At 57.8% G+C, this 24,992-nt stretch carries 17 protein-coding genes; 2 read left to right on the forward strand and 15 right to left on the reverse strand.

Translation table 11 applies throughout. The annotated features are described in order from the left end of the window. Positions 1-97: 97 nt before the first annotated feature. From BLR08_RS24205 to BLR08_RS24235, 7 genes are all read right to left on the reverse strand, one after another. A complete protein-coding gene (locus BLR08_RS24205; protein ID WP_083537479.1) occupies positions 98-670 on the reverse strand; it encodes a nitroreductase family protein in 573 nt (190 codons plus the stop codon). Between the two features lie 76 nt (positions 671-746). Further along, positions 747-1,787 carry a FecCD family ABC transporter permease gene (locus BLR08_RS24210; protein ID WP_072336404.1) on the reverse strand — a complete coding sequence of 347 codons (1,041 nt, stop codon included), beginning with the start codon at positions 1,785-1,787 and terminating at the stop codon, positions 747-749. Further along, on the reverse strand, positions 1,784-2,794 hold the full coding sequence (locus tag BLR08_RS24215; RefSeq protein WP_072336401.1) for a FecCD family ABC transporter permease: 1,011 nt from the start codon (positions 2,792-2,794) through the stop codon (positions 1,784-1,786). The genes BLR08_RS24210 and BLR08_RS24215 overlap by 4 nt, the downstream gene beginning before the upstream one ends. A 51-nt stretch (positions 2,795-2,845) precedes the next feature. Beyond that, positions 2,846-3,853 (reverse strand): ABC transporter substrate-binding protein, encoded by a 1,008-nt coding sequence (locus tag BLR08_RS24220; protein ID WP_072336398.1) that lies wholly within the window; start codon positions 3,851-3,853, stop codon positions 2,846-2,848. A gap of 286 nt (positions 3,854-4,139) precedes the next feature. Then, positions 4,140-4,502, reverse strand: coding sequence for a Rieske (2Fe-2S) protein (locus BLR08_RS24225; protein WP_072336395.1), 363 nt, complete (start codon positions 4,500-4,502; stop codon positions 4,140-4,142). Beyond that, positions 4,495-5,592 (reverse strand): amidohydrolase family protein, encoded by a 1,098-nt coding sequence (locus tag BLR08_RS24230; RefSeq protein WP_072336391.1) that lies wholly within the window; start codon positions 5,590-5,592, stop codon positions 4,495-4,497. Before BLR08_RS24230 ends, BLR08_RS24225 begins: the two co-directional genes overlap by 8 nt. A 116-nt stretch (positions 5,593-5,708) precedes the next feature. Then, positions 5,709-6,536, reverse strand: a complete 828-nt coding sequence (locus tag BLR08_RS24235; RefSeq protein ID WP_072336388.1) for a helix-turn-helix domain-containing protein — start codon at positions 6,534-6,536, stop codon at positions 5,709-5,711. Between the two features lie 703 nt (positions 6,537-7,239). Between BLR08_RS24235 and BLR08_RS24240 the strand changes: the two genes are divergently transcribed. Next, positions 7,240-8,142: an AraC family transcriptional regulator gene (locus BLR08_RS24240; RefSeq protein WP_072336386.1), complete on the forward strand. Its 903-nt coding sequence runs from the start codon at positions 7,240-7,242 to the stop codon at positions 8,140-8,142. Between the two features lie 78 nt (positions 8,143-8,220). On the opposite strand, the gene BLR08_RS24245 is transcribed toward BLR08_RS24240, so the two are convergent. The 8 genes from BLR08_RS24245 to BLR08_RS24280 all read right to left on the reverse strand — a co-directional run bounded on the left by BLR08_RS24245 (position 8,221) and on the right by BLR08_RS24280 (position 19,561). Next, positions 8,221-9,759, reverse strand: a complete 1,539-nt coding sequence (locus BLR08_RS24245; protein WP_072336383.1) for a glycoside hydrolase family 32 protein — start codon at positions 9,757-9,759, stop codon at positions 8,221-8,223. 2 nt (positions 9,760-9,761) lie between these two features. Beyond that, positions 9,762-10,769, reverse strand: a complete 1,008-nt coding sequence (locus BLR08_RS24250) for a carbohydrate kinase family protein (protein ID WP_256257765.1) — start codon at positions 10,767-10,769, stop codon at positions 9,762-9,764. Positions 10,770-10,819: 50 nt separating this feature from the next. Beyond that, positions 10,820-11,659, reverse strand: coding sequence for a carbohydrate ABC transporter permease (locus tag BLR08_RS24255; RefSeq protein ID WP_072336379.1), 840 nt, complete (start codon positions 11,657-11,659; stop codon positions 10,820-10,822). 17 nt (positions 11,660-11,676) lie between these two features. Beyond that, complete coding sequence (locus BLR08_RS24260; RefSeq protein ID WP_072336376.1) at positions 11,677-12,600, reverse strand: carbohydrate ABC transporter permease; 924 nt, start codon at positions 12,598-12,600, stop codon at positions 11,677-11,679. A 19-nt stretch (positions 12,601-12,619) separates the two neighbouring features. Continuing rightward, positions 12,620-14,509, reverse strand: a complete 1,890-nt coding sequence (locus tag BLR08_RS24265; protein WP_072336373.1) for a GH32 C-terminal domain-containing protein — start codon at positions 14,507-14,509, stop codon at positions 12,620-12,622. 203 nt (positions 14,510-14,712) lie between these two features. Next, positions 14,713-16,326, reverse strand: a complete 1,614-nt coding sequence (locus BLR08_RS24270) for a response regulator (protein WP_072336370.1) — start codon at positions 16,324-16,326, stop codon at positions 14,713-14,715. Positions 16,327-16,333: 7 nt separating this feature from the next. Further along, complete coding sequence (locus BLR08_RS24275; protein WP_072336367.1) at positions 16,334-18,115, reverse strand: cache domain-containing sensor histidine kinase; 1,782 nt, start codon at positions 18,113-18,115, stop codon at positions 16,334-16,336. 111 nt (positions 18,116-18,226) lie between these two features. Further along, a complete protein-coding gene (locus BLR08_RS24280; RefSeq protein ID WP_072336364.1) occupies positions 18,227-19,561 on the reverse strand; it encodes an ABC transporter substrate-binding protein in 1,335 nt (444 codons plus the stop codon). A 481-nt stretch (positions 19,562-20,042) separates the two neighbouring features. Between BLR08_RS24280 and BLR08_RS24285 the strand changes: the two genes are divergently transcribed. Then, entirely contained in the window at positions 20,043-24,959 is a 4,917-nt protein-coding gene (locus BLR08_RS24285; protein ID WP_072336361.1) for an S-layer homology domain-containing protein, read from the forward strand. Positions 24,960-24,992 lie beyond the last annotated feature (33 nt).

Below are 24,992 nucleotides of genomic sequence, written 5' to 3' on the forward strand. Positions count from 1 at the left end.
TTATCCGCTATCGGCGGGATAGCCCATCCCATAGCAGTGCCTCTCAATTGATACTGATAATTATTATCATTATTATCAGTATACACGGTCGAGCGAGTTATTTGAAGACGGTCAGCAGGTTTTCAGCCGGGATGCGCTCGCTGGCCTTAGGCACGATCTTCGGATATCCGATATGCAGGGCCCCGACAATCTTCTCGCCCGGCTGCACCCCCATAGCCCGGCGAAACTCGGGGCTATAGCTGTAATGATTCGTTTTCCAGACGACGCCAAGCCCCTGCTCCCAGGCTGCCAGCTGGAAATTTTGAATCAGGCAGCAGACGGCTGCGTAGTCCTCGTCCCATATTTTCTGGCGGGGGTCCTCCTTCTGCAGCACAAGAAGATGGGCCGGAACCGACTCCAGGTACTCCTTTTTCCTGTCGCCGTACTTGGCCCGCTCGTCCGGAGCGTACGTCTGCACCATGGCTTCGGCGAACGCCCGTCTGGCATCCCCTTGAAATAAAATAAATCTCCAAGGCTGCCGCTCTTCATGATTTGGAGCCCAAACCGCGATGTTCAGCAGCTGCAGCAGCAGCTCCTCCGCTACCGGCTCATCCTTGAACACCCGGACCGTTCTGCGCGAACGGATCACATCGGCTACCGGCGTCGCCCCCGTTACAGTCGGCATTTCCATAGCTTGCTCATCCTCTCTGGATCATGTTTGGATACGCAGCTCAGCCGTACTAGACGGGCCGGCTGGCGCTTGTTCTTTAAGAATGGCGGCTTGCATACAGCAAATAAATGAAAAATGGAGCGCCGATAGCCGACGTGAATACGCCCACCGGCACGTCCAGCGGCAGAAATAATGTCCGGCCCGCCAGATCGGCCAGCAGTACAATCGCAGCGCCCAGCAGCGCCGAAACCGGCAGCAGACGGGCGAAGGACGAACCGACCAGCTTGCGCGCCATATGCGGAGCGAGCAGGCCGACGAAGCCGATGCCGCCGCCAACCGAGACGGCTGAGGCGGCTAAGCCCACGCCGAGCAGCAGCAGCAGCAGGCGGCTGCGCTCAACGGCGCTGCCCGCGCTGGTCGCCAGTTCATCGCCCAGCTGCCCGATGTTCACGTGCCTCGAGAGCAGGAAAGCCAGCGGAAGCAAAACCAGCGCCCAGGGGAGCAAGGTAAGCACATTTTCCCAGTTAGCCGCATAGATGGAGCCCGTCAGCCATACATAGGCCGTACCGGCGTCGTTTTTCGGGCTGAAGATGATCATCATCGTGGTAGCCGCCGAGGTCAAGGAAGACAACCCGATCCCGATCAGCACGAACCTTACGGGAGCCGTCCCCTTCTTCCAGGCCAGCGCATACAGCGCAGCCGCGACGACTGCCGCCCCCAGCAGCGCGAAGGCGGGCAGCCAGCGGATGCTCAGCGCCCCGGTTCCGTAGGTCAGGAACAGGACCGCCGCCACGGAAGCTCCGCCGCTCACTCCGATGATATCGGGAGACGCCAGCGGATTGCGCAGCATCCCCTGCAGCAGCGCTCCAGAGCCGGCCAGGGCCGCTCCTACGAGCAGGGCGATGACAATTCTCGGCAGCCTCAGCTTCTGAACGACCATCACATCCGCCGCTTCTCCCGAGCCGAACACCGCGCGAAGCACCCGGGCGGGCGAGATGAACATCTCACCCGCGCCTGCGCTGATCATCGAGACGATGAGGATGAGCGCCAGCAGCGCGGCAGCCGTGACCGCCGCCTTTCTGGCGGGCGGACTCCAGCCCGTGCTGACGCTTCTCCCGTTACCCGTAGAGTTGATCATGATCTCACCGTCCCTCTCCGTGCGATATAGATGAAGAAAGGCACGCCGATCAGGGCTGTCATCACTCCGACGGGGACCTCCTCCGGCATCATCAGAAAGCGGGCCGCCAGGTCGGCCGCCACAAGCAGGACCGCTCCCAGCACAGCGCAGTACGGCAGCACCCAGCGATGCTCCAATCCGGCCAGGAAGCGCGCCATATGAGGGACCACCACCCCGATAAAGCCAATCGGGCCGGCTATCGACACGGCCCCTCCCGCCAGCGCCAGCACGATCAGGCCGATCCCCGCCTTAAGCCAGGCCGTGCGCTGGCCGAGTCCCCGGGCCGTCTCCTCGCCCATGGCCAGCACATCTAGCTGTCTGGAAAGCAGCCAGGCGGCCGCTCCGCCAAGCGCCATGTACGGACCCGCCACGATCAGCATATCCGGCTCACGGCCGGCAATCGTGCCCGTCAGCCAGAACAGGACGGAGCCGAGGCCCTGCTTGTCCAGCGCCAATATGCCTTGGGTGAAGGACGAAAACAGCGCCGTCAATGCCGCTCCGGCCAGCACCAGCTTCATCGGGGACAAGCCTCCCCGTCCCAGCGAGCCAAGCAAATATACCGCAATCGCTCCCAGAGCCGCTCCGCAGAAGGATAACCACATCAGCGCCTGCATCGACGTCACGGAGAATACCACGGAGGCCAGCACGACGACAAAGCTGGCCCCCGCATTGACTCCGAGCGTCCCCGGGGACGCGAGCGGATTGCGGGTTAAGGCCTGCATCAGCGCGCCGGCTACCGCCAGCCCCGCTCCGACCGCAGCGGCAAGAAAGGCCCGCGGCATTCGCGTTGTCCGGATAATCATCTGCTCCATAACCGTCTCATCGTAATGAAAAGCGGCAGCCCATCCGATGGAAGGGCGATAGCTCTCCACACCCAGCAGAATGCTGGCGGCCATAGCGAGCAGCAGGGCCGCGCATCCGGCCGCCAGGCCAGCCAGCCTCCACGCATGTTTACTTCTTGCAGTCATTGACCCGCTTCTCCCCGTTTTCTCGTCATGAACATAGCCGCTTCCCGGCTTCTACTTAATTTGAAAATGCTTGTACAAATCGTCCAGCAGCGCTTGAGCAGCCAGCGCTCCGGCACTCAGGTTCCAGGTGATGACGTCGACCGGAATATATTTACCGGCCTTCACTCCCTTAAGATTGCTCCAGAGCGGATGAGAAGTCCAGGCATCGTGGGCCTGCTTCCGGGACGCGTCCCCTTCGGTATAACGGGTAATATCGAAGATATAGTCGCCGTCAAGCTGGCCCATCTGCTCCTTGGAGGTCAGATTAACCACCGTCTTGCCCTCCACCTGCTGGGATTTCGGCCGGGAAAGTCCCAGCTCCTGCAGGATCGAGCCTGCGAAGCCCGTTACATAGAGCCGGGCGCTGCCGTCTCCCTCGAAACGGATGATCGAAATTTCCGTCTGGCTCAGACTGGCTCCCGCCTTCTGCTTAAATTCCGCGACCCGCTTGTCCCAGCCGGCCAGCAGCTGCCCGGCTTCCTTCTCCTTATACAGCGCGTCTGCGCCCAGCTTCAGATTCCCCTTCCAATCGAATACATTTTCCGTCATCACGGTAGGCGCGATACCGGATAGCTGCGGATATATTTTCTCATGCCGCGACTTCGCGCCGATGATCAGGTCCGGCTTCAAGGCAATGATGGCTTCAAGATTAGGCTGGGTTTCTTCGCCCAGATTCTTCACACCGTCCATCTTGTCCCGCAGAAATTTATACCACGGCTTTTCTTCCCACGATTCCACGGCTCCCACCGGCTTGACGCCAAGCGCGACCGCATTGTCCACCATGCCGTTGAACAGCACGACGACCCGCTCAGGCTGCTTCGACAGCTTCGCAGTTCCCATCGCATGCTGAATCGTCCTTTCCTTGCCTGTACCCGTATCAGAAGGAGCCGGAGCTCCCGTATTCGACTTCTCCCCGCCGGCCTGACCGCCCGAGCCTCCCGTGCTGCCCGCAGCTCCCGAGCCGCAGGCTGCAAGCACCCCTATAAGCAGCAGCGCCATCCCTAACCGTAAAGCTTTCATGTCCTAGTCCTCCCCTGACTTCCCATCTCTTAATTGATAATGATTATCAATAAACAATAATAGAGACCGGGTAGCTTTTTGTACATGCCGGATTTTGCCCGTTTCATATACCGATTTTATCCGGGGTGCGCCGGGATATCCGGACTGCGCATGTGTTGCATGACAAAAACGCCCGGGAGTGAAGCTCCCCAGCCCATCAGGGCGCGGCTCACTGCCAGGCGGTTCTGATTTATATATAGCGGCTTGGACCAATAATGGCATATAGGGCCCGCATGCGGATCAGCGGCTATACCCGCACATATACTTGCCCGTCCTCCACTTCCACCTCATACCCCCGCAGCTTCACCGTCTCATCCGCCAGATGGACGCCGGTCAGCAGGTCGAACTCCCAGCCATGCCACGGACAGCGCAAAATCTCCTGGTCCCGTCCGTACTTGTATTCGTACACCATGGACGGGAGCCGCGTCCCGCATACCCGGCCCACGCAGACGGGAGCCGCGCCGTGCGGGCATATATTCCGCCAGGCCTTGTACACGCCATTTACATAAAACACGCCAAGCTCGATCCCGTTCACTTCCACGATCTTGCGTCCCTGCTCCTCCAGCTCGGATGCCGCCGCGACCGTATACCGCTCCTTGACCTTAGCCATGGCTGGGCACCTCCCCGAGAGCCGGCTTGGCCTTCAACCCATACAGCTCGATCGCATTATCGGCTAATATTTTCTGACGCAGCTCCCGGCGGACCGGCCGCAGCGCCATCTGCGGGTTGTCGAAATCCCAGTGCGGATAATCCGATGAGAACATGATCATATGGTCCGCGCCGATCATATCCAGAATCTGATTAAGATGCTGCGGATCGGACGGCTCCTCGATCGGCTGCGTCGTCAGGCGCACATGCTCCCGGATGTAGTCGGACGGCATTTTCTTCAGCCATGGCGCCTGATCGCGCAGCGCCTTGAAGTTTTTATCCATCCGCCACATCAGATGCGGAACCCAGGCGATGCCGCCTTCGATCGCGACGAATTTCAGCCCGGGGAACTTCTCGAACACGCCTTCGCACACGAGGCTGTTGACATGGGCCATATAATTGATCGGCAAAATATTATGCCACTCCAGATAAGACGTCGGGTAGCCCGACGGGGTAGGCGCTCCGGCTATGCCGCGGCCCTCGGTCCCCGGATGAACGGCTACCGGCAGCCCATTACGCTCCGCCGCTTCGTAGATGGGATGATAGAAGCGCTGCCCGTACAGCATCCGGGAGCCGCTGCACATAATGACCTGCACCATATCCGGATGCCCCGCCATCCGGTCGATCTCCCGGGCGGCAGCCTGCGGGTCCGCATGATTGACCAGGATCGAGCCTTTGAACACGGGACTGACCTTCAGCCAAGTCTCCGCCAGCCAGTCGTTGTAAGCGCTCGCCACCACATTGCCGTAATCCGGGTTCGGGTTCAGCGAGATGCCAAGAATCCCCGAGCCGGTCAAGATACCGTAATCAATCCCGTATTTCTCGAAATGATGCTTTAGCATAAACGCCGGATCGCTCCCGGGCATGCCCCCGCTTTTCGGGTTCGCATCCTTGCGCATCACGCCGATCGGCGAATACCAGCCTCCTCCGTAGGCCGGTCCGGCTCCCAGCCAATACTCATGCCACGCTTTGGGCAAATAAGGCAGCAAATCTTTCGGGCTGGCGATAGCATTGTGAACGTCGGCGTCAATAATCGCAGGTCGGTCGCTCATAAGTTAAGTCCCCCTACAGCTGGAATGTGAATGCTTCTACTTCCACTATAGAGGGGATGCAACGCGGGGTACATGAACAGATGTTTCGAATAATCTGGATTTTTGTCATCTGAATATCAAGAGTTTCGGTAGTCTCTTGGCGTCATCCCGGTTTCTCGGAAGAATAGCCTGGAGAAATAAAACGAGTCCTCGAACCCGCTTTCCTCAGCGACCCGCTTAATCGGAATCCGGCTGCTTCTCAACAAATATTTGGCATGGTCCAGCCTCAATTTCGTTAAATATTGGATGGGACTGAGCCCTGTATTTTTCTTGAAAGAAACCGAGAAATAACCGGGAGACAAGGAGACATGGCTGGCAATCATTTCCCTGGAAATAGGGCTTTGAAAGTGAGTTTTCATATAATCGATGGATTTTTGTATGGTATCATGATGCGGAATTTTTTCCATGGAAAACTGCACGGACCGGTTGATCAGCTGTATCGCCTGCAGCAGCTCCAGCTTGACCAGCCACTCATAATCGCCGCTTTTCTCTGTCCAATGTCGGAATGCTCTTGCAAACAGCTCCGCGATACCGGACGATTCCTGCAGCACGAGCTGTTCGGGCAGCGGCAGAGGATGGACCGTCTCCCGGCTTTCCATGCGGTCCCCTTCCCAGCGTACCAGCCCGTATCTGAATTGTATCGAGATGAAGCGAACCGGACGCTCGGCCGTTGTCGTTATGCGCATATATTGATTCGGCCAAATCTGGAACAAGCGTCCCGCCTCCAGCAAGCTAAGCTGACCGGCCAGCTCCAGCATGCCCTCCCCTTCCACCACATAAGTCAGGGTATGCAGACCCGTCCGCTCCCTTAGCAGCACATAGTCTATAGGCTCCCAAAATTGACGGTCCCGCTGCACAACATCGATTATTCGAGGGGTAAAGCCGACGAAGAATTCGTAATCCATCCCGAAATTCAATCCTTTCGTTGCCTGAAGCAGATTCGGATCGTGCCCTCATCATAATATTGATCCGGTATGGCTGGCAAGCTGGCCGGGGATGGCGGGAGTTGACGGCGGATGATCCGCTTTTGGCGCGTGGGGAGGAATGGATATGGGATTCCAACCTTTCTTGAAGTCATGTCCGGTTTGAATTTATTTTTAGAGGTAGAGACATGACTTCAAAGACGGCCGCTATCGCTTTTCCATCCCACATCCATTCCCTTTGTTCAACCTCGTGCTTTCTTCGACCTCTCTTTCTGGTTAATCCGGTCTTCCATTCGGTATTTGCTACCATGAAGCCTCGGGTCAAACGCAGGATACATGTCTCGCCCGCATGCTTCGCACGAAAACTGCAGCGGCAGCTCCGGATCTCCAGCGCCCTTCCGCTTACTCTACACAAGGCTGCATATCCCCTGCTTCTGCCGGCCCCTCTCCTTTCCGATTCCCTGAATCCATCGTGCAGACATCCGTGGAGGCTCCCCCTGGACCTTGTTTTATGATAGTATACGTTCTGCTACGCGCACAAAAACCGTCCGGCCCAACGCCAGACGGCCGATGAAATGCCGTGCCTATTTCTGCGGAATTGACAGAAAAGTGGATGACGTTTACCCTGATAACAGACAGCGCAACGCGCAAGCATCCATGCTAGCAAGCCAAAGGTGGTTAACCGATGAACGAGGAGTCATCCGTCCTTTCAATCCAGCCCTCCATCCGGGCAGCGCATTACCATGCCTACGCCGGCAGGCGCCGGGAGAAAAATCGGTTCGGCTACTGCTATGCCTTTCACCTGATCGACAAAGGAGCCGGCTCCTTGCTGATCGGGGGACGAAGCTATCCGTTAAAAAAAGGCACACTGGCGTTTATTCCGCCCGGAATCGAGCATTCCTTTCATATGTCCGAGGAGCAGCCGATCTCTTCTTATGATATGTATTGCGATTTTTTCGTAAAGCTGGAGACGGTCCAGCATCTTTACTTCGATCCGCCTCACGATTATGAAGCCGAGCTTATGACGCTGAGCCGCCCGGGCAGGGAGCTCGATCAGTTGACGGGGGTTACCCGGCTCTCCCGCTACCCGGAGCTGATCCAGACCTTCATCCAGGTCGTGCGGCTGAACCGGCTCGGCATTCAATACAAAAGCGAGATCGTCGGCAGCCTGCTGTACAGCTGGATTTTGCAGCTCGTTAATCTGAGCATCTCCGACAACATCCCGGACTACCGGATTCAGAAAATTATCGATCTGATGGAGCAATATCCCGGCATGAACCCGCCTTACGAGCAGTGGCTGGAGCTGTGCCAGCTCAAGAAATCGCAATTTTACAGCATGTTCAAGAAAATGACCGGCCTCACGCCCAAGGAATGCTTTTTCCGCATCAAAATGCAGCGCGCCTATGCGACCATCCAGGAAAGCGACCGCTCGATCACGTCGATCGCCGAGGAGCTCGGCTACTCGTCCATTCATTATTTCTCGAAGCAATTCTCTACCTATTTCGGTCTCCCTCCCTCGGAGCTGAGGAGGCAAGCTCAGGAGGCGGGTCCGCCTTCAATCACGGCAAAACGCTCCTCCTCGCAGTGACAGCTAGTAATAACTCAACTGTCTGCCGCAAGGGGAGCGTCCGTTTATTAGGGTTATGAGCCGGTCTCTTCCTCCGGGCTACGCAGTGACCGAACGGAGCAGCCAGCCGTCCAGACTTTGCAGCCGGACATTCGCGTTTCTGGCAAATATTTTAACGCCCAGGGACTCCAGCTGCGGATAGATCCGGTTGGTCATCGTTTTCAGGCCGTCATTAGCGAACAGCTCGACGGATGAACGATCTACAAACAGATGCAGCTTGAGCCGCCCGTCCTCCAGCAGCTCCAATTCCGCCTCGCTGACTCCGCCGTCCCCTTGTCCCGAGCGGCTGCGGTCTACCCGAAGCTTCCGCTCCGCCGTGTGGTAGACGATCTCTGTGAATTCCCGGCCGTCCGCGGAGCAGCGGACTTGAATGCCGAACTCCGCAGCTGCGCTCAAGTCCCCCGCGTCGAATACGGCGATCAGCTCCAGCGCATCTCCCGCCAGCTCGGGAATGTCCACCAGGCTCCCGGCGGCCACGTACCGTTCCTGCAGCCCGGCATGCGAGCCGCGCAGTGCCTTCAGCTCGGCAACCGGCACCATCCGCAAGCGGCCGTCGTCATTCAGCTTCAGCTCGCGAGGAAGCGTGAAAGCTCCCATCCAGCCCTCTGCCTGCTCCGGCATCGAGGCTCCCCATATATTCATCCAGCCGATCAGAATGCGTCTGCCCTGATCGTCCAGGAATGTTTGCGGCGCATAGAAATCGAAGCCGTAATCCAATCGTTCGGCATATTCATACCTGAACTTGCCCGCTTTATAGTCCATGTTTCCGGTCAAATACATCGTCTTCGTCGCTCCCATATTCATGGGAGACATAATCAAGACATGCCCGTCCCCGGCTTTCCCGACGCTCTCCGTTCCCAGCGGAAACAAATCCGGGCACTCCCACATATTGCCCATCGTGCCGTCGCTGTCCGCCGCGATTCCCTTATATGTCCATTGCCGCAGGTCTGCGGAAGCGTACAGCAGCGCTTGTCCCTGACCGTCCATCCCGTGTCCGACGATCATATACCAGACGCCGTCATGCTTCCACACCTTCGGGTCGCGGAATCCGAACCCTCCGGCTGCCGGCGGACCGGAGATCGCCGGGTTATGCTCCCATTTTTCGAAATGGACGCCATCCGTACTGGTGGCGATGCACTGCGCTTCTTCGGGCGAACGGCCGTCGACATGTCCCGTGTAGATCAGCGTCAGCACGCCTTCGTCATCGACCGCGCTGCCCGACCAGCAGCCGTAGCCTCCCTCCTGGCCGAGATCATAAGCCTCGGACGGAGCGAGAGCGATGGGAAGATGCTCCCAATGAACGAGATCCCGGCTTTTCGCATGCCCCCAATACATAGGCCCGTGCTTCGGCATGTAAGGATAATGCTGGTAGAACACATGATATTCGCCTTGGAAATGAACCAGTCCGTTGGGATCATTCATCCAGCCCGCAGGGGGCATGAGATGATAATGCAGCCGATAACCGTCCCCCGGTATAGCCCCGGCCAGCTCGGCCAGCGCCCGGTTGGCTTCCTCTACCCTGTTCCTGTGCGTGGAGGAAGGCTCCCGGTGGTCTTGGACCCGATCGTTTACATTCATCGTCAATTCTCCTTTACTCTGCTATTCCCGGTACTCTGCTTTTTCCCGGCGACCTCCGACAGCAGCCTGTCGATGTCCTCCAATCCCGCCAACGCCGGGATGGCGCCCTTGCGTGTGGTGGCCCAGGCGCCTGCCGCATTCGCAAAAACAACCGCCTCGTTCAGCTCTGTCTCGCTCCACTGCTTCAAGGGCTTCCCGCTCTCCAGCACCCGGTACAGCAGCGCGCCCAAAAAGCCGTCCCCCGCTCCCGTCGTATCGACTGCCGCTACCGGAAAGCTGTCCGTCTTGCCCCAATACTGCTCCGTCCGATAGTAAGCGCCCGCCGCACCTGCCGTTACGAGCAGCAGAGACACGGGATATTGCTGCAGCAGCCGGGCGGAGGCGGCTTCCAGGTTCTCGTCCTCCATCAGAAAAACAAGCTCCTCCTCGGATACCTTCACAATATCGGCCCAGGCAAGCCCTGTCAAAATCGTTTCCTTCGCCTGCCGGCGATCTCTCCATAAGGAAGGACGCCAATTGGGGTCGTACGAGATCAACGCTCCCGCCTCCTTCGCTTTCCGGACCGCATGGAGCACAGCTCCGCAGGCCGGCTCCGCCGTCATGGAAATCGATCCGAAATGAAACAGCGCTGCGCCCTCCAGCACCGACTCCTTCACCTCATCGGCTCGCAGCAGCTGATCCGCCCCCGGCTGCCGGCTGAAATGAAACGACCGGTCGCCATGCTCGTCCAAATGGACGAAAGCCATCGTCGTATGCGCTTCTTCCGTGAGCAGCAGCCCTTCTGGCGAAACGCCATGAGCTTGCAGCATCTCCTTCAGATAAAGCCCGAACGGGTCGCTGCCGACCTTGCCCACAAACGCCGACCTTCTGCCCAGCTTGGCGACCGCGGCGGCAACATTCACGGGCGCGCCGCCCGGATTCCGCTCATAAAGCGGCTGACCGGCTTCCGAAACCCCGTAAGGCGTAAAATCAATCAGGCATTCGCCAAGCGCAACTAATTCATAGGCCACAATAATTCTCCTCTGCATATGTGATGGATCGGTATAGCATGCCGGATCGGTTACCCCTTAATGCCCGACATCGTAATCCCCTGGATATAATACCGCTGCAGAAACAGGAACAGCAGCAGGATCGGCACGGTCGAGATCGTATTCGCGGCCAAAATCTTGGACCAGTCCGTTCCTTCCGTGGAAGAGAACGACGAGATGGCGACTTGGATCATTTGCATTTTTTGATCATTGATGACGATCAGCGGCCACAGATAAGCGTCCCAATTGCCGAGGAAGGTCATGATGCCCAAGGTAATAAGCGCCGGAACGGCGGCCGGCAGCACAATATTCAGGAAAGTCCGCGGCAGCGAAGCTCCGTCGATCCGGGCGGCTTCGATGATTTCATACGGAATTTCGGCAAAAAACTGCCTCAGCATAAAAATGCCGAAGACGGACAGCATCGAAGGAACGATCAGCGCCTTGTAGGAGTTAAGCCAGCCCAGCTTGTGCATCAGCAAATAGTTGGGCACCAGCGTAACCTCGCCAGGAATGATCATCGCCGACATGAACAGGGCAAACAGCACCGGCTTCCAGGGGAAGCGAAGCTTGGCGAACGCAAAAGCCGCCATCGAATTAATGACGAGCACGCCCGCTGTGACAACAGACGCCACCAACAGCGTATTGCCGATATACCGCAGAAACGGATTGCGGGCGCTGAAGATGACATTCACATAATTGTTCAGCGTAAATTCGACCGGGATCAGCATATGGATATTCAGCGTAGCCGAGTACTTGAACAGCTCCTGATACGGGCGCAGCGAGCCGAAGACCATCCAGACAATCGGGATGATGGAAATAATCGCAATTGCCGCCATCAGCACATATTTAACAGCTGTCAGTGTATGTTTCATAAGGGGCCTGCTCCTTTCTACCTGTCGGCGTCTTCCTTGAAAATTCTCATTTGGATCAGGGAAATGATCAGCACGATGGCAAACAAAACGAAGGCTGCGGCTGTCGCATATCCCATCTGCATCTGTTGAAAGGCGGTTTTGTAAATATAAAACACGACGGTTTCCGTCGAGCCGTTAGGTCCGCCATTGGTCAGCACAAATACCAGACCGGAGAGCTTGATCGCATCGATCGTGGTGATGATGACGACGAAGGCCGTCGTCCGCTTCAACAGAGGCAGCGTGATCCGGGCAAATTGCTGCAGGCGCGACGCTCCGTCTACCCTGGCCGCTTCATACAGATCGCCGGGGATGTTATTGAGACCGGCCAGAAAGATGATCATGAAAAATCCCGCCGCCTTCCAGATCCCGAGCAGGATGACCCCATTCATCGCCGTCTCCGGGTTGGACAAAAAACTGGTCACAGGCAGCCCGAATATTTTCAGCACCGCATTCAGCAGCCCGAACTCCTTGTTATAGATCAGTTTGAATACGGTAGCGGCTACCCCGGTAGAAATGATCACCGGAATAAAATACGCGGTCCGGAACAAGCCCGTCATCCGCGCCGGCTTCTGGATCAGCATGGCAAGCCCTAGGGAAATCGCGGTCTGAATCGGAATAACGACAATGGCAAAATAAAAGGAATGTTTCAAGCTGTTATGAAAGGCGGTATCGTCCCATAAGGCGATATAATTATCAAGCCCGGCGAAAGACTGCCTGGAGCCGACGAGCGAATAATTCTGAAAGGAAATGACGAACGCCTGCAGCATCGGGTAGAACACGAAGACGAGCAGCAGCAGCAGCGCCGGCAAAATAAACCACAGCGCCGTTGTCTGCTCGTGTCTGTGATAGCTTCTCACAGCCCGCTTCTCCTTGGCCGCGGGCATTGCAGTTTGTATGGCCATCGGGTCATGCCCCCTGTTCTTATTTTGCTTCGAAAACAAATACGTTCAGAACGGCTGCCACCTTGCCGTCTCCGGTGACGGCCCTGATCTCCGCTTCCCCGGCCTTCAGCCCGGTGACTTCTGCCTTGGCATCAGCTTTGGCATGGATCGAAGTCCCGCCTTCCGCAGTCACCATGGCGACCGCCGGGTCGCTGGATTCCCACTTCACTTCCTGAGACGCGGTCAGCGGCAGGACGGCGGCAGCCAGCTTGCGGGTTTGGCCGACCGGCACATCGATAGCGCTCTGATCGAACACAATCCGCAACGGCTCGAGCCCGCCGGCTTTTTCGTCCCGCCACACCGTCTGCAGCGGGTAAAAGCGGGCCTCCTCCAGCGTTACGCCGCCCTGCGCGGCCGTCAGCTCCAGTCCGTGGCTGAGCCTGCCGGGGAAGATCAGCGATGAAATCACCGCTTCCCCGTCATTGGCAAACACCTCCAGCGTCGACTCATCCACAAATAAGCGAAGCTTGACCTTCTCCTCCCTCAGCTTCAGCGGAGCTTCCATCACTTCGGCAAAACCTGCCTCAAACGCAGCGGCCCCTGACCTTCTCCGGTCCACCGCAAGCTTCTCCGCCGCTGCATCATACCTGATAACCGTCTCCTCATCGGCGCCCTTCCGGACCTTCAGCTCCAGCCGGGAGCCAGGGCTGACGGTGAACTCCGTCTCCAGCTCGTAGGAGGTTCCCTTCAAGCCCTGCAGCGGATTAACACCAGGGGCCAGCTGCTGACGGGACAGCTTTACGGCTTCGCCGCGCAGCTTCTCCAGCTCCTTGACCGGATGCTGCACAAGGCGCAGCCCTGTTCCCGGAATATCCCGCAGCCTCAGCTCCCGCGGTATGGAAAGATTGCCTTTCCACGGCTCCGTCGGCATCGCGAACGGGTAACGCCAGTTGGACATCCAGCCCGTCCAAATTCTGCGCCCGTCCTTCGCGGGAATGTCCGAATACGATACGGCTGCATAAAAATCCTTGCCGTAATCGGCCCATAAAACTTCCGTCGGGGCATTCTCATTTTGGAACGTCTTCCCATCGAACGAGCCGACAAAATATTGAGCGGTCGAGCCTTTCGTAGCCGGGTTGCTCCCGATGGAAACGGCCAGCACCCATTTCTTGAGATTGGTTCCCTCTACAGGAAGCTCGAAGAGATCCGGACATTCCCAGACGGCCGCATGAGAGCCGTGCCCTGCGCCGAATTCACTCTCCAGCTTCCAGGACTTGAGATCTTGAGATGTATAGAACTGAATGCTCCGGTCTACGGAGACGACCATCACCCACGAACGGGTCGGCTCATGCCAAATCACCTTCGGGTCCCGGAAGTCCTTCAGTCCGGGGTTCGGGATGACGGGATTGCCCTCGTATTTGGTCCAGGTCCGTCCCTTATCCTTGCTGTAAGCGATGCTCTGGGATTGCTGTCCGCTCTTGAAATGCGTGAATATGGCTACCAGTCCAGCCTTGCCGCCGAAGAAACCGCTCGTATCCTTCCAATCCACCACGGCGCTGCCCGACCAGATCTCCCCAAGCGGGTCCCGGGCCAGCGCGACCGGCAGATGCTCCCAGTGGAGCAGATCCGTGCTCACCGCATGCCCCCATTGTCCGCTGTTCTGATAGAATTGGTGGTATTCGCCTTCGAAATACACCATTCCGTTCGGATCGCTCAAATTCCCGGTCGGCGGGGACAGATGATACTGGGGCCTGTACAGCTCCGTGTAATACAACGGATCGGTGTTGTACGCAAACGCCGGACTTTCCGGATTTTCCGGACCTTGCCGATCCGCCGCCTTGCCTCCATCCTCTCCCGTACAGGCTGAAGTCAGCATGCCAAGCATGAGAAGAGCTCCCGCCCATGCCCCTTTTCCTCCGTTTCTTTTCATCTGCTGCTCCTCTTTTCATTTTGTTGCCCTAATTGTATCGAATCCGCCCTTGAATTCATTTCAATATCATCTGTTCTTTTGTTTAGATTTGCTGGGTTAAGAAAAGCGCCTGACGGCAACTGCACCTCTCCTTCCCGGCTCTGGGCTTTAAAAACCAAAAACCGCCCGGAGCCAGCAGCGGCAGTCGGACGGTTTTGGGCCTGTTATCTTAAGCCCAGCGCCTCAACCCGGTATTCCTTGGGGCTGGCGCCATAATATTTCTTGAACACGGTGCTGAAGTAGCTGGAGCTGGAATATCCGACAAGCGTCGCGATGTCCGTCAGCTTGAGCTGATTTTCCTTGATCAGCGCCAGCGCCTTGTCCATCCGCAGCTTGGTTACGTAATCGCTGAACGTCATTCCGGCCGCCTGCTTGAACAAACCGGATAAATAAGTTTCGTTCAGATGAAACATATCGGCGAGAGAAGCCAAGGACAGCTCGTACGAAAAATTGTCATCGACATATTTCCGGATCGCTTCAACCAGCTGCTGCCCGTTGGAGAAGCGGGTTTTCCGGACCTCCTCCATCACCAGCTCGGCCAACTCCTCCAGCTGCCTCAGCACCTGTTCCTTGGAATGGGAATCTCTGAGCGACATCTGACAGCTCCACAAATGCCTCTGCAGGGCGGAATCTCCCAGCTCGAACTTCCGGGCAACGGAACTGAACAGCAGAATAACCCGGAAGGTCAGGAAGGTAAAGGCAAACATTGTCGTGTCCGGCCCCGCCGGCAAAATGTCCTGAAGCAGCTTGTACACGGCCTTCTTGTCCAGGCTTTCGATCGAAAGGATCAGCTTCCGCTCTGTTTCGGTCGTCAGCGTAAATTCCTGCCCCGCACCCGGCTTGCGCTCACCGGGACCCGCGCCTGCGCTCCCTTGGCTCCAGGAGAGCATACAGGAGGCATAGGCATCCTTCAGCCGCTCGATTCCGTACACCGGCTCGCCGATCCCGACGACCGTCTCCACCCGCAGATAGTGATGAATGCTGTGCTGAAGCTGACGGACCAAAGCCGCGGCGATCTCTTCCTCCGCCCCGTCCTTCTCTCGCAGAATAAGAAAATACATCATCGACGGATAATGAAAATCGTAGAGCGGGATCACCTCCGTCCACTGCTCGGCGATTTCCCGGCATACCATGCCGAAGGCCAGCACCAGCAAGTCCTTGCGTTCGCTCCAATCGTCGAGCCGTCCGCGCGGTATTCTCATCTCGATGGCGGCAAATCGGGCGTGCACCTCGTCTGCCGCCAGCGCGGACAGCTGCAAGCCGCGCAATCTCTCCTTGACCGCCGACAGGCTCAGCCACTCATCCTTCACCAGCTGCCAGATCAGCTGCTCCTGCAGCGTAACGAGCTGCTTGCTGCTTTGCAGCTGGTCCAGCCGATCCTGACGGGTTTTGGCCCGGTCTTCCTCCAGCTCCTTGGAGAGCCGGGCCAGCAAGGCTGTCAGCTCGCCCCGGACGACCGGCTTCAGCAAGTAGTCCTTTACGCCGTACCGGATGGCGGTCTTCATATATTCGAAGTCGGAGTAGCCGGACAGCACGATGATTTTCAGCTCCGGGCAGCTCTCCTTGCAGGCTTCAATGAGGGCCAGTCCGTCCATCTGCGGCATCCGGATATCGGATATGAGGAGATCGGGGAGCGGCTGCTCCTGCAGCAGCCTCAGCGCCTCCAGCCCATTCTCCGCCTCCGAGATGATCCGGTAACCGGCCGCCTCCCAATCGATCTTGGCTTTGATGCTGTTGCGGACTCCGATCTCATCGTCAACTAACATAATCGTATACATGCTGGAATCAGCCCCTTATGAGCGGAAGCAGTAAGACAATCTCCGTACCCAATCCCGGCGTGGACTGGATGCGAAGCCCGAATTCGCTCCCGTATTTCAACCTGCAGCGGGAGAGCACATTGCGCAGTCCGATGCTGTCCCCTCCGCTGTTCAGAATCTGAATGAACTCGTCCGTCTCGCCTTCGGCCAGCAGCTCCCGCGTCAGATTCGGCGGCATGCCGGTCCCGTTGTCCTTCACCGCCAGCAGCAGCCGGTCGTGCCGGACCGACGCCCGGATGGACACCTTGGCTATGCCGTCCTTCTCCAGGCTGTACTTCACCGCATTCTCGACGAGCGGCTGAAGAATGAACTTCGTCATCATATATTCCCTCGCCTGATCGTCCTCATGCACGGTCAAGCTCAATCGCTCCCCATGCCGCAGCTGCAGGATGAACAAATAGTCGCGGATATAATCCAACTCTTCCTTCACCCGCACAAGATCGCTGTTCAAGTTCAAGGAATAACGCATCATCTTGCCGAGCGCCTCGGTCGTGTCCATCACGAGCTCCTCCCGCTTGGTCGCCGCCAGACCGCTGATGATCTCCAGGGTATTGTTATAGAAATGCGGATTGATCTGCAGCAGCAGCGCTTTGTATTCGGCATTTTTCCGGCGCAGATTGGTTTCGTATTCCGTCTCGATCAAATATTTCAGCCGGTCCGTCATCTGCTCGAACACGCCTGCCACATATGCTACCTCGCTGCTCCCGGCCTGCTGTCCCTTCATCAGTGCGAGAGCCGGGCCGAATTCCCCTCGCTTGATATGCTTCATGGCGCCGGCCATCCGGCTAAGCGGCCGGGTTACGCTGTAGGACAGCCGGTAGGCGACCAGCAGAGCTACGGCAAGCAGCAGCAGGCTGATAAGGATGAAGGTTTGCCGGGTATGCTTGATCTTCGCATACAGCTCGGCCTGCGGCACCGCTCCGATCACGATCCAATCCGGGCCGGCCAGCTTGCGAAAAAAAACCGTATACGTCTGTCCCCGGTGCTCGACGGGGAAGACGCCGCCGGTTTGACCCGCATAATCGTTCACGGCCATGGTCAGTCCGTCAGACAAAAGCCCGCTGTCGATCGCGGCTTCCTGACGAAGCACGCTTTCGCCCTCGCGCGTCATCAGATAAACCCTTCCCGTCTCGCCGAAGCGAATTTTATCGATTGCGCCGCGGAGCAGAGAAGCGGGATAATTGATTTTGACGATCCCCACATTGCGGAACGATTGGAGATGCACCAGGGGCACGATCAGGCTGTTTACGTAACGGGACCTAAGCAGATCGTCCGCTTGATCGCCATCCTTATGCGCCGTCGTCCAGCGTCTGCCGCCGCGGCTGTATTCCTTGTACCAGTCGCTGCTCAAATAAGTGCGGTCTTGCGTCCATATCCCCCCGCCCTCGCCGGTAAACGCGCTTAGCGAAATGCCGTTCGAATTGTTCACGGCATACGAGGAGAACGACTCCCGCACCCTTTGCTTGGCTAAAAGGCGCTCCTGAGTGGAGGATTCGCCCCCCAGCAAAATTGCCGCCCATTCCTGCGTCGCCCGGCTTCCCATCATCTGATTGCCGATATCCTCGACTTGGGTAAGCAGCGTGTTCACGTGGGAGGCGAACTGGTCAATCGTCTGCGACGCCGAGGATTCAATGGACGCTTGGATGATCTGGGCGGATTTCTCGCTTAACATATAGACCATGGCTGCGAACGGGATGATCATCAAGATGGAGAAAGCCGCCATCAGACGGCTGCGTAACGAGAAAAACATCGGCGATCCTCCCCTGCTGCGTTCCCTCTCCGATTGCGGAGCCTATGCCCCCAGTATAGCAGAAAGAGGCGTTCATTCAGAATGAACCGCCTCTTCGTCCGTCTTGGCTTCCTACTTCTGCTTATCCATATCGGCGTATGCCTTGTCGATCTTCTTGACCGCTTCGGCTACCGAGGCATCCACATTCCGTTTGCCGATCACGATCTCTTCGAACAGCTTGTTGACCGCCTCCGACATCTGCGGGAAGATCGGCGTGATGGGCCGCGGCCGGCCGTATTTCTGATTTTGCACGACAAATACGTTTTTCGGGTATTCGTTCAGCTCCGGGAATTCCTTGGCGGCCGAATAACGCGAAGGAATGTCCTTGGTCATGGAGCTGTAAGCGATCTGACCTTCCTTGCTGGTCACGAAGTTGACGAATTTCCAGGCGGCATCCGCGTGCTGGCTTTTCGCCGAAATGCCGAGCGCCCAGCTGCCGTTTGCGACAGCTTGCTTGCTGCCTTTGGGCAGAGGGGCAATATCATAATCGACCCCCAGCTTGAAGTTCGGGAATTTCTCCGCCAGATAAGCGAGCGACCAGGAGCCGTCCACTGTCATGCCCAGCTTGCCGTTCGGGAACGGATCGGGCGGGTACTCCAAGGCGGACACACTGTGCTTGTTGTACAGATCGGCGAAAAACTCCAGCGCTTTTTTCGTCTCCGGCGAGTCCAGATATCCCTTGGAGGTTTTGCCCTCCGCATCCATCAGCTCGCCGCCGAACTGCCAGATAATCGGATACTTGAAATAAGCCGTAGCCCCCGCATTATTGAAGCCCTGCGCCGGATCGATACCGAACACGCCGCCGGCGGGATCATTGATTTTTTTCGCAGCGTCCAGCACTTGCTCCCATGTCCAGGGCTCGTCCGGGTTTTTCGACGGCAGCGGGATGCCTTTTGCTTCGAACAGCTTCTTGTTGTAGAACAAAGCAATGGACGACTCGGTCAAGGGAGCCATATAAATTTCATTTTGGTACGTATACGTAGCCAGCGTAGACTTCGGAATATCGTCCATGTTGCCATCGGCTTTAAAGTACGAGGTAAGCGGCTTAAGCGCGCCCGCATGCGCGTACGAACCGAGCGTCGGAGCATCCAGCGCCATAATGTCCGGCGGGCTGCCCGAGGAGATCGACACCCTCAGCTTCGTGTCATAATCCGAATAGGGAATCGGCGTCATCTCCACCTTGATGCCCGGATTTTTCTCCATAAACGAAGCGACAAGCTTGTCATAAGCGGCGTTTTCGGTATCGTTCCCGGAATTTCTCCAGAACGTGAGCGTTACCTGGCCGTCCCCTCCTGAGCTGCCGTTCGTTTTCCCGTCCGTCGCCTGATGATCTCCGCCCTGACCGGAGCAGCCCGCGAGCAGGCTTACCGCAAGCACGGCGCTAACCAGCTTCGTATTTCTTGTCATACGATTGATTCCCCCTCAAATCCTTGTGTTGTCGGAACTTCTATCCCTATCATACTTGAAGGTGGCGACTAATAAATTCACAATGCTCTGTTTCTTACTTTCAATTTGCTCATTCTTCGACATTGACAAACACTTGGCTCCTTAGTCTTTATTAAGCCGCCCTTTCGTTCTTTCAGAAGCGTAATGGCAATAAGAGTACCAGAAATAGTAATAGATTTCCAGTATTGCCCATATGGGCCTTGTGTTACTGTGAATAGAGGATCAAGCATCAGCAAGCTCTGATTCCGAATTATGGCGTTGCCGCGCAGAGGAGGTGCCTTGGGCGAAGGGAAAAGAACTGCTTCACAGGCTAAAGGGCAGACAGAGGGCTGCGCCGAACAACGAGAATTCACAAGCTATAGGACATCCCTCCGCGGCCGAGCGGCTTAGGTCTGCCTGCCGCATCCGGTTTGGCCAGTTTCGATGAAGAAAGGAGTCGTTGATGAAAAACATGTTGCTGTCCAGATGGAACACGCTGCTGATCGTCATCATGCTGTTTACTTTATTTCCCCAAGCTCTGGCAGGAGCTTCGATGCCGGGCGGAGGAGAGGGGGACGGTGCCGCACAGCTCTCAGCAGCCGCGGCGGCCGGGGTGACGGAGGCCGTCTATGTGCAGTCATCTGACGGACAATTCCAGCTTCCGGTGAACCTGATCAACTTCAATGTCGATGCCGCTCCGCAAAAAAATAACTATGTCGCCTTGTTCACCAGCGGTGCGCAGGTGACTAACAGCTCCAACTCGCACGAGGTGTATGTCAAGAAGACGAACGTCGCCATCGCGGTCGACAAGCACGATCGGGTCATCCGTGTCATCGGTCCGACGACGGTCCCCGTGACGGGAACGGGCTGGGAAGAGAGCCAGCAGCTGCCGATTCCGGACGGCGGCTATGTCCTGCTGGCCAACGACTCGTCCTGGGGAACTTCCGTGTACCGGAAGCCGTTATTCGAGCATTTCAAGACAGGCGATCTTCCCTCCCTGCATAGGGGGAATGATACTGTGCACGCGGAAGATTTTCTAAGCCCGGATCCCGGTCTGCAGGTGCTGACCCCATCGGGAACAACGGTGACCTCTCCATCGTTCTCCGTAGCCGGGCAGGTGACCGGGTATACGGCCGGGCAAGGCATCCGGGTGACGGTGAATGGAACCGAGGCGCCGGTAAAGGCGGATGGAAGCTTCCAAAGCATTGTCCAATTACTGGCCGGAACGAACGCTATCGCGATCCAGCTCTTCAAGGGTGCGGCGGCCGTTACAGCCTCTACGGTTACCGTAACTTATAACCCTTCGCAGCCGCCAGCCGGCCTGATCGAGGTGGAGGCTGCTCCGATCGACATTACGATCAACATCGAGGGGCCCCGCCACGAGATCGGGTACATCGACCGCGATATCAGCGGCATCGACAATACCCTTGCGTTATTTACAACCGATTGGGGCACGTCCATCACGATCCCGGCCTTGAATGTGGCGGTCCAGGTCGACGCTGCGAATAAGGTGCTGCAGGTTGTGAACCCATCGATAGGCGGCCTGCCTCCGGTCTGGTCGGGACCGACGGAGCTCGCGATTCCTCCGGGAGGTTACATCCTGGTTGCTCAGGATACGAGCTATGGGACCCAGAACTTCAAGAAATACCTGGCTGTGAATTTCAAGATCGGCGATACGATCAAGCTGCGCAAGAACGGTCTGATTGTGCCGGTCCGAGAGCTGATGAATGCAGACGGTCCTACGGCTAGACTGACGGTTGACCAGTATGCGATGTACACGGAGACGAAGGCCTCTACCCTGCTGTCCGGCTCGGTCAGCAATTATACACCGGCCTCGTCGATCGTGCTGACGGTTAATGGCATCCCGGTTCCGATCGGGGCGGACGGACGCTTCAGCACGGAGCACCCGCTGGCGGAAGGCGTGAATTACGTGGATCTCGCCGTGACCCGCGGCGGCAAGGCGCAGGATGTGAAGAGCATTGTCGTGTTCAGCCGTCCGGGCTTTACTTCGGACAAGAAGGTCATCCTGTGGGTCGACCAGGCGGCCAATGCCCGCAAGTTCAAGACAAGCGAGCATGTGCGGCAGTTTCTGCAGACAGCCAAGGGGCATGGCGTCACCTCGGTCGTGCTCGATGTGAAAGGTGTCGAGGGCTTCGTATCTTACAAGAAGAGCACTCTGACGCAGCGCCCGTATGTCAGTATGATCCAGGCGCCGGAAAAAGCGGGCTCCAATCCTGATCTGGACTTGCTCGATGAATTTGTCAAGTACAGCCGGGAGCTAGGGCTCGATATTCATACGGCGTTCAATATATTCGCCGAGGGCTCGATCACAAGCAAGGAATATGCGGTGCTCAATGATCATCTGGACTGGGAGGAGCGGGTGTATGCGGCCGTCGATAACGGCCAGATTAAGCGGCTGCGCGAATCCGGCAAGCAGGGGGCTGTGGCCTTCGTCAACCCTTCCCATGACGGGGTTCGCGATTTTCAACTGAAAACGATCGAGGAGGTGCTGCAGCACTATGACGTGGACGGGGTCGTACTAGACCGGGCGCGCTATGACAATGAGACGGCGGATTTCAGCGATCTGACGCGAGCCAAGTTCGAAGCGTTCCTCGAAGCGCGTGGCAAGCAGCTCGTGAACTGGCCGGCGGATGTGTTCCGTTATGTGAACGATGTCAGGGTCGACGGCCCGCTGGTTAACGACTGGTGGGAATTCCGGTCGAAGACTATCAAGAGCTTCACCTCCGAGGTGAGGGAGCTGGCGGACCGGTATACGGCTAAGAAGGGCAAGAAGGTACAAGTGTCCGCTTATGACGGCTCCTGGTTCGAAACGTATTACCTCAATGGGGTTCATTGGGGCAGTCCGAATTTCCGGTATGACGAGCACTTGAAATGGAAGGACTCGGCTATGTACTCCGCCGGTTATTACGAGAGCGGGTATGTCAATAATCTGGACTTCATCATGATCGGCGCTTATCAGAAGACGGCGCCGGAGATTCAGCACTACATGACGCTGGGGAATATTGTGACGCATGGCGAGGTGCCCCTGTACGCGGGCATCGCGATGACGAATGTGCAGGAGCCTGCGCTTCAGCGCGAGGTATTCCAGGCCGGACTGGCCCATACTCACGGCCTGATGCTGTTCGACGCATCTCAGGTCAACTGGCCGGTAGCCGGAGCGGCACTGAAGGACCAGGAGTATGTGAAGGATTACCAGCTCGGCATTTCCTTGCCGGGGCAGCCGGATTCGTTCATGGAGGGCAGCTATTACAATGCCAGCGTCATCGCAGGGAACATCGGCGTACTGACCGAAGAGTTCGGGTATTCGACCGGCAACAGCCGGTTCGGTGTCGAAGCGGTCGTGGACAGCACGGGCCGCGTGACCCGTATCCCCAACCGGAGTCAGGCGATCAACTGGAACTGGGGCCAGCCGGAGGAAACGAACAGCGTTATCCCTCAGGGAGGCTTTGTCGTCTCGGCGATGGACCCTTCGGGTACACGCACGAAGCGTCAGTGGGTAGCGGGCGCCTACCAGGTCGGGGATCAGGTCCGGGCGGCGGCGCTCAGCGGTTTCCTGCCGTTCGAGCAGATGAGAACCGGGGCGGATCGCCTGATCCTGGACGGCAGCGTGAAGGTGCTCGGTCCCGGCAATGCGGAGGTGACCGTGAATGGCGCAGCGGCCGGCATAGCGCAGGACGGCAGCTTTCAAGCGAATTTGTCTCTGCAGCCGGGACAGAATACGGTGACCTTGATCGTCAAAGTGGACGGCTACAAGACGAATGAGAAGACGCTTACCATTGTTCGCGATGAACAGGCCATCAGATCGCTTCAGCTTGTACCCGGCCGTCTCGATCTGCGCAAGGGAGAGCAGGGGCAACTATCCGCCAAGGCCGAATATGGGAGTGCCGTACTGGATGTGACCGGCCAAGCCGGTTACACCTCCTCAGAGCCGGCTGTGGTCCAGGTGGACCGGACCGGGAAGCTGACAGCGCTCAAGGAAGGAACCAGCGTCATTCAGGCGGTCTATGAAGGCCATCGCGCCTCAGCCGAGGTTCGAGTCTTTGCCGCGGATTCGGGATCCGGCTCGGATGGGGATTCGGGATCCGGCAACGATTCCGGCGGCGGCTCGGGCAGCTCCGGACCACAGGCTTCACCCCCTATGGAGCGCAGCGTAGTTTCGCAGCAGTCAGGACCTGACGGGCGCGGCATGACGGTGGTCACAGTCCGTGCCGATGCGCTGAAGAAGGAACTGGCGTCCTTGGCCGGGCAGGCCAGGCCGGATCTGCGTTATGCAGTGCCGGGCAGCGAGACATCCGCTGCCGTCGTCTGGCCGGGCTCGGTCATCCGCGAGGCTGCTGATGCAGAAGCCTCCTCCGGCGCCTTGCTGGTTATGGAATCCCATCTGGGAAGCTACGAGCTGCCTATCGGCTTGCTGAAGGGAATGCTGCCCCAGCAGGACGACTTTGAGCTGGTGCTTCGCATCGAGCAGGCTTCACAGGCACAGGCCGCTGAGTTGGGCGGTCAGGCTGCCCGCCAAGGCATGAAGATGTTGGGCACCCCGGTGTCATTTCAGATTGAAGTGAAGTCGGGAGAAAGGTCGCAGCTGCTGCCCAAGCTAGGCAGCTATGCGAAGCGGATGCTCAAGCTGCCGGGGCAAGCGACAGATGCCGCCCCAACAGCCGTCGTCAAGGCCGTTGCGGATTCCGGCCGACTCCTCTTCGTACCGGCCCGTTTTGAAAGCGGAGCCCGCGGGGAGGGCTGGAAGGCGGCCATCCTCGATCGGAGCGGAGGTATGTATGCGGCCGTTGTCTCCGATGTCCGGTTCGCGGACTTGGCCGGGCATTGGTCCAGGCAGGATGTGGAGGCGCTGGCATCCAAGGGGATTGTAGAGGGAACCTCCGAAGATTCCTTCTCGCCTGAATCGAAGCTGACCCGGGCCGGATTTGTGACCCTGTTGACGAGGGCTCTCGGGCTGGAGCCTACGGCTGCCGCTGCGGAGTTCACGGACGTCCCTGCCGATGCGTGGTACGCGTCTGCCGTCGGGGCAGCCGTACAGGCGGGACTTGTCGACGGCTTCCGGAACGGCGAGTTTCGTCCGGATGACGCGATCACCCGCGAGCAATTGAGCGTGTTGGCGATGCGCGCTCTGAAGTGGACGGGAGCATCGATGCCGGAGCATTCGTCTACGGCTGTCTTGGAGGGCTTTGCCGACAGCGGCAGTCTGTCCGAGTGGGCCCGGGAATCGGCGGCTCAAGCGCTGGCGACCGGACTGCTGCAAGGCCGGGAAGAGGGAGCATTCGTACCAGCGGGCACCGTTACCCGTGCGGAAGGTACGGTCGTATTGCGGCGGTTGCTGCAGAAGGCCGGGTTTATCAATTAGAGCGCGGGTTCGCCGCTAGACGAAAAGAGGGTA

The sequence above is a fragment of the Paenibacillus sp. cl123 genome (assembly GCF_900101595.1).
Taxonomy (GTDB): Bacteria; Bacillota; Bacilli; order Paenibacillales; family NBRC-103111; genus Paenibacillus_G.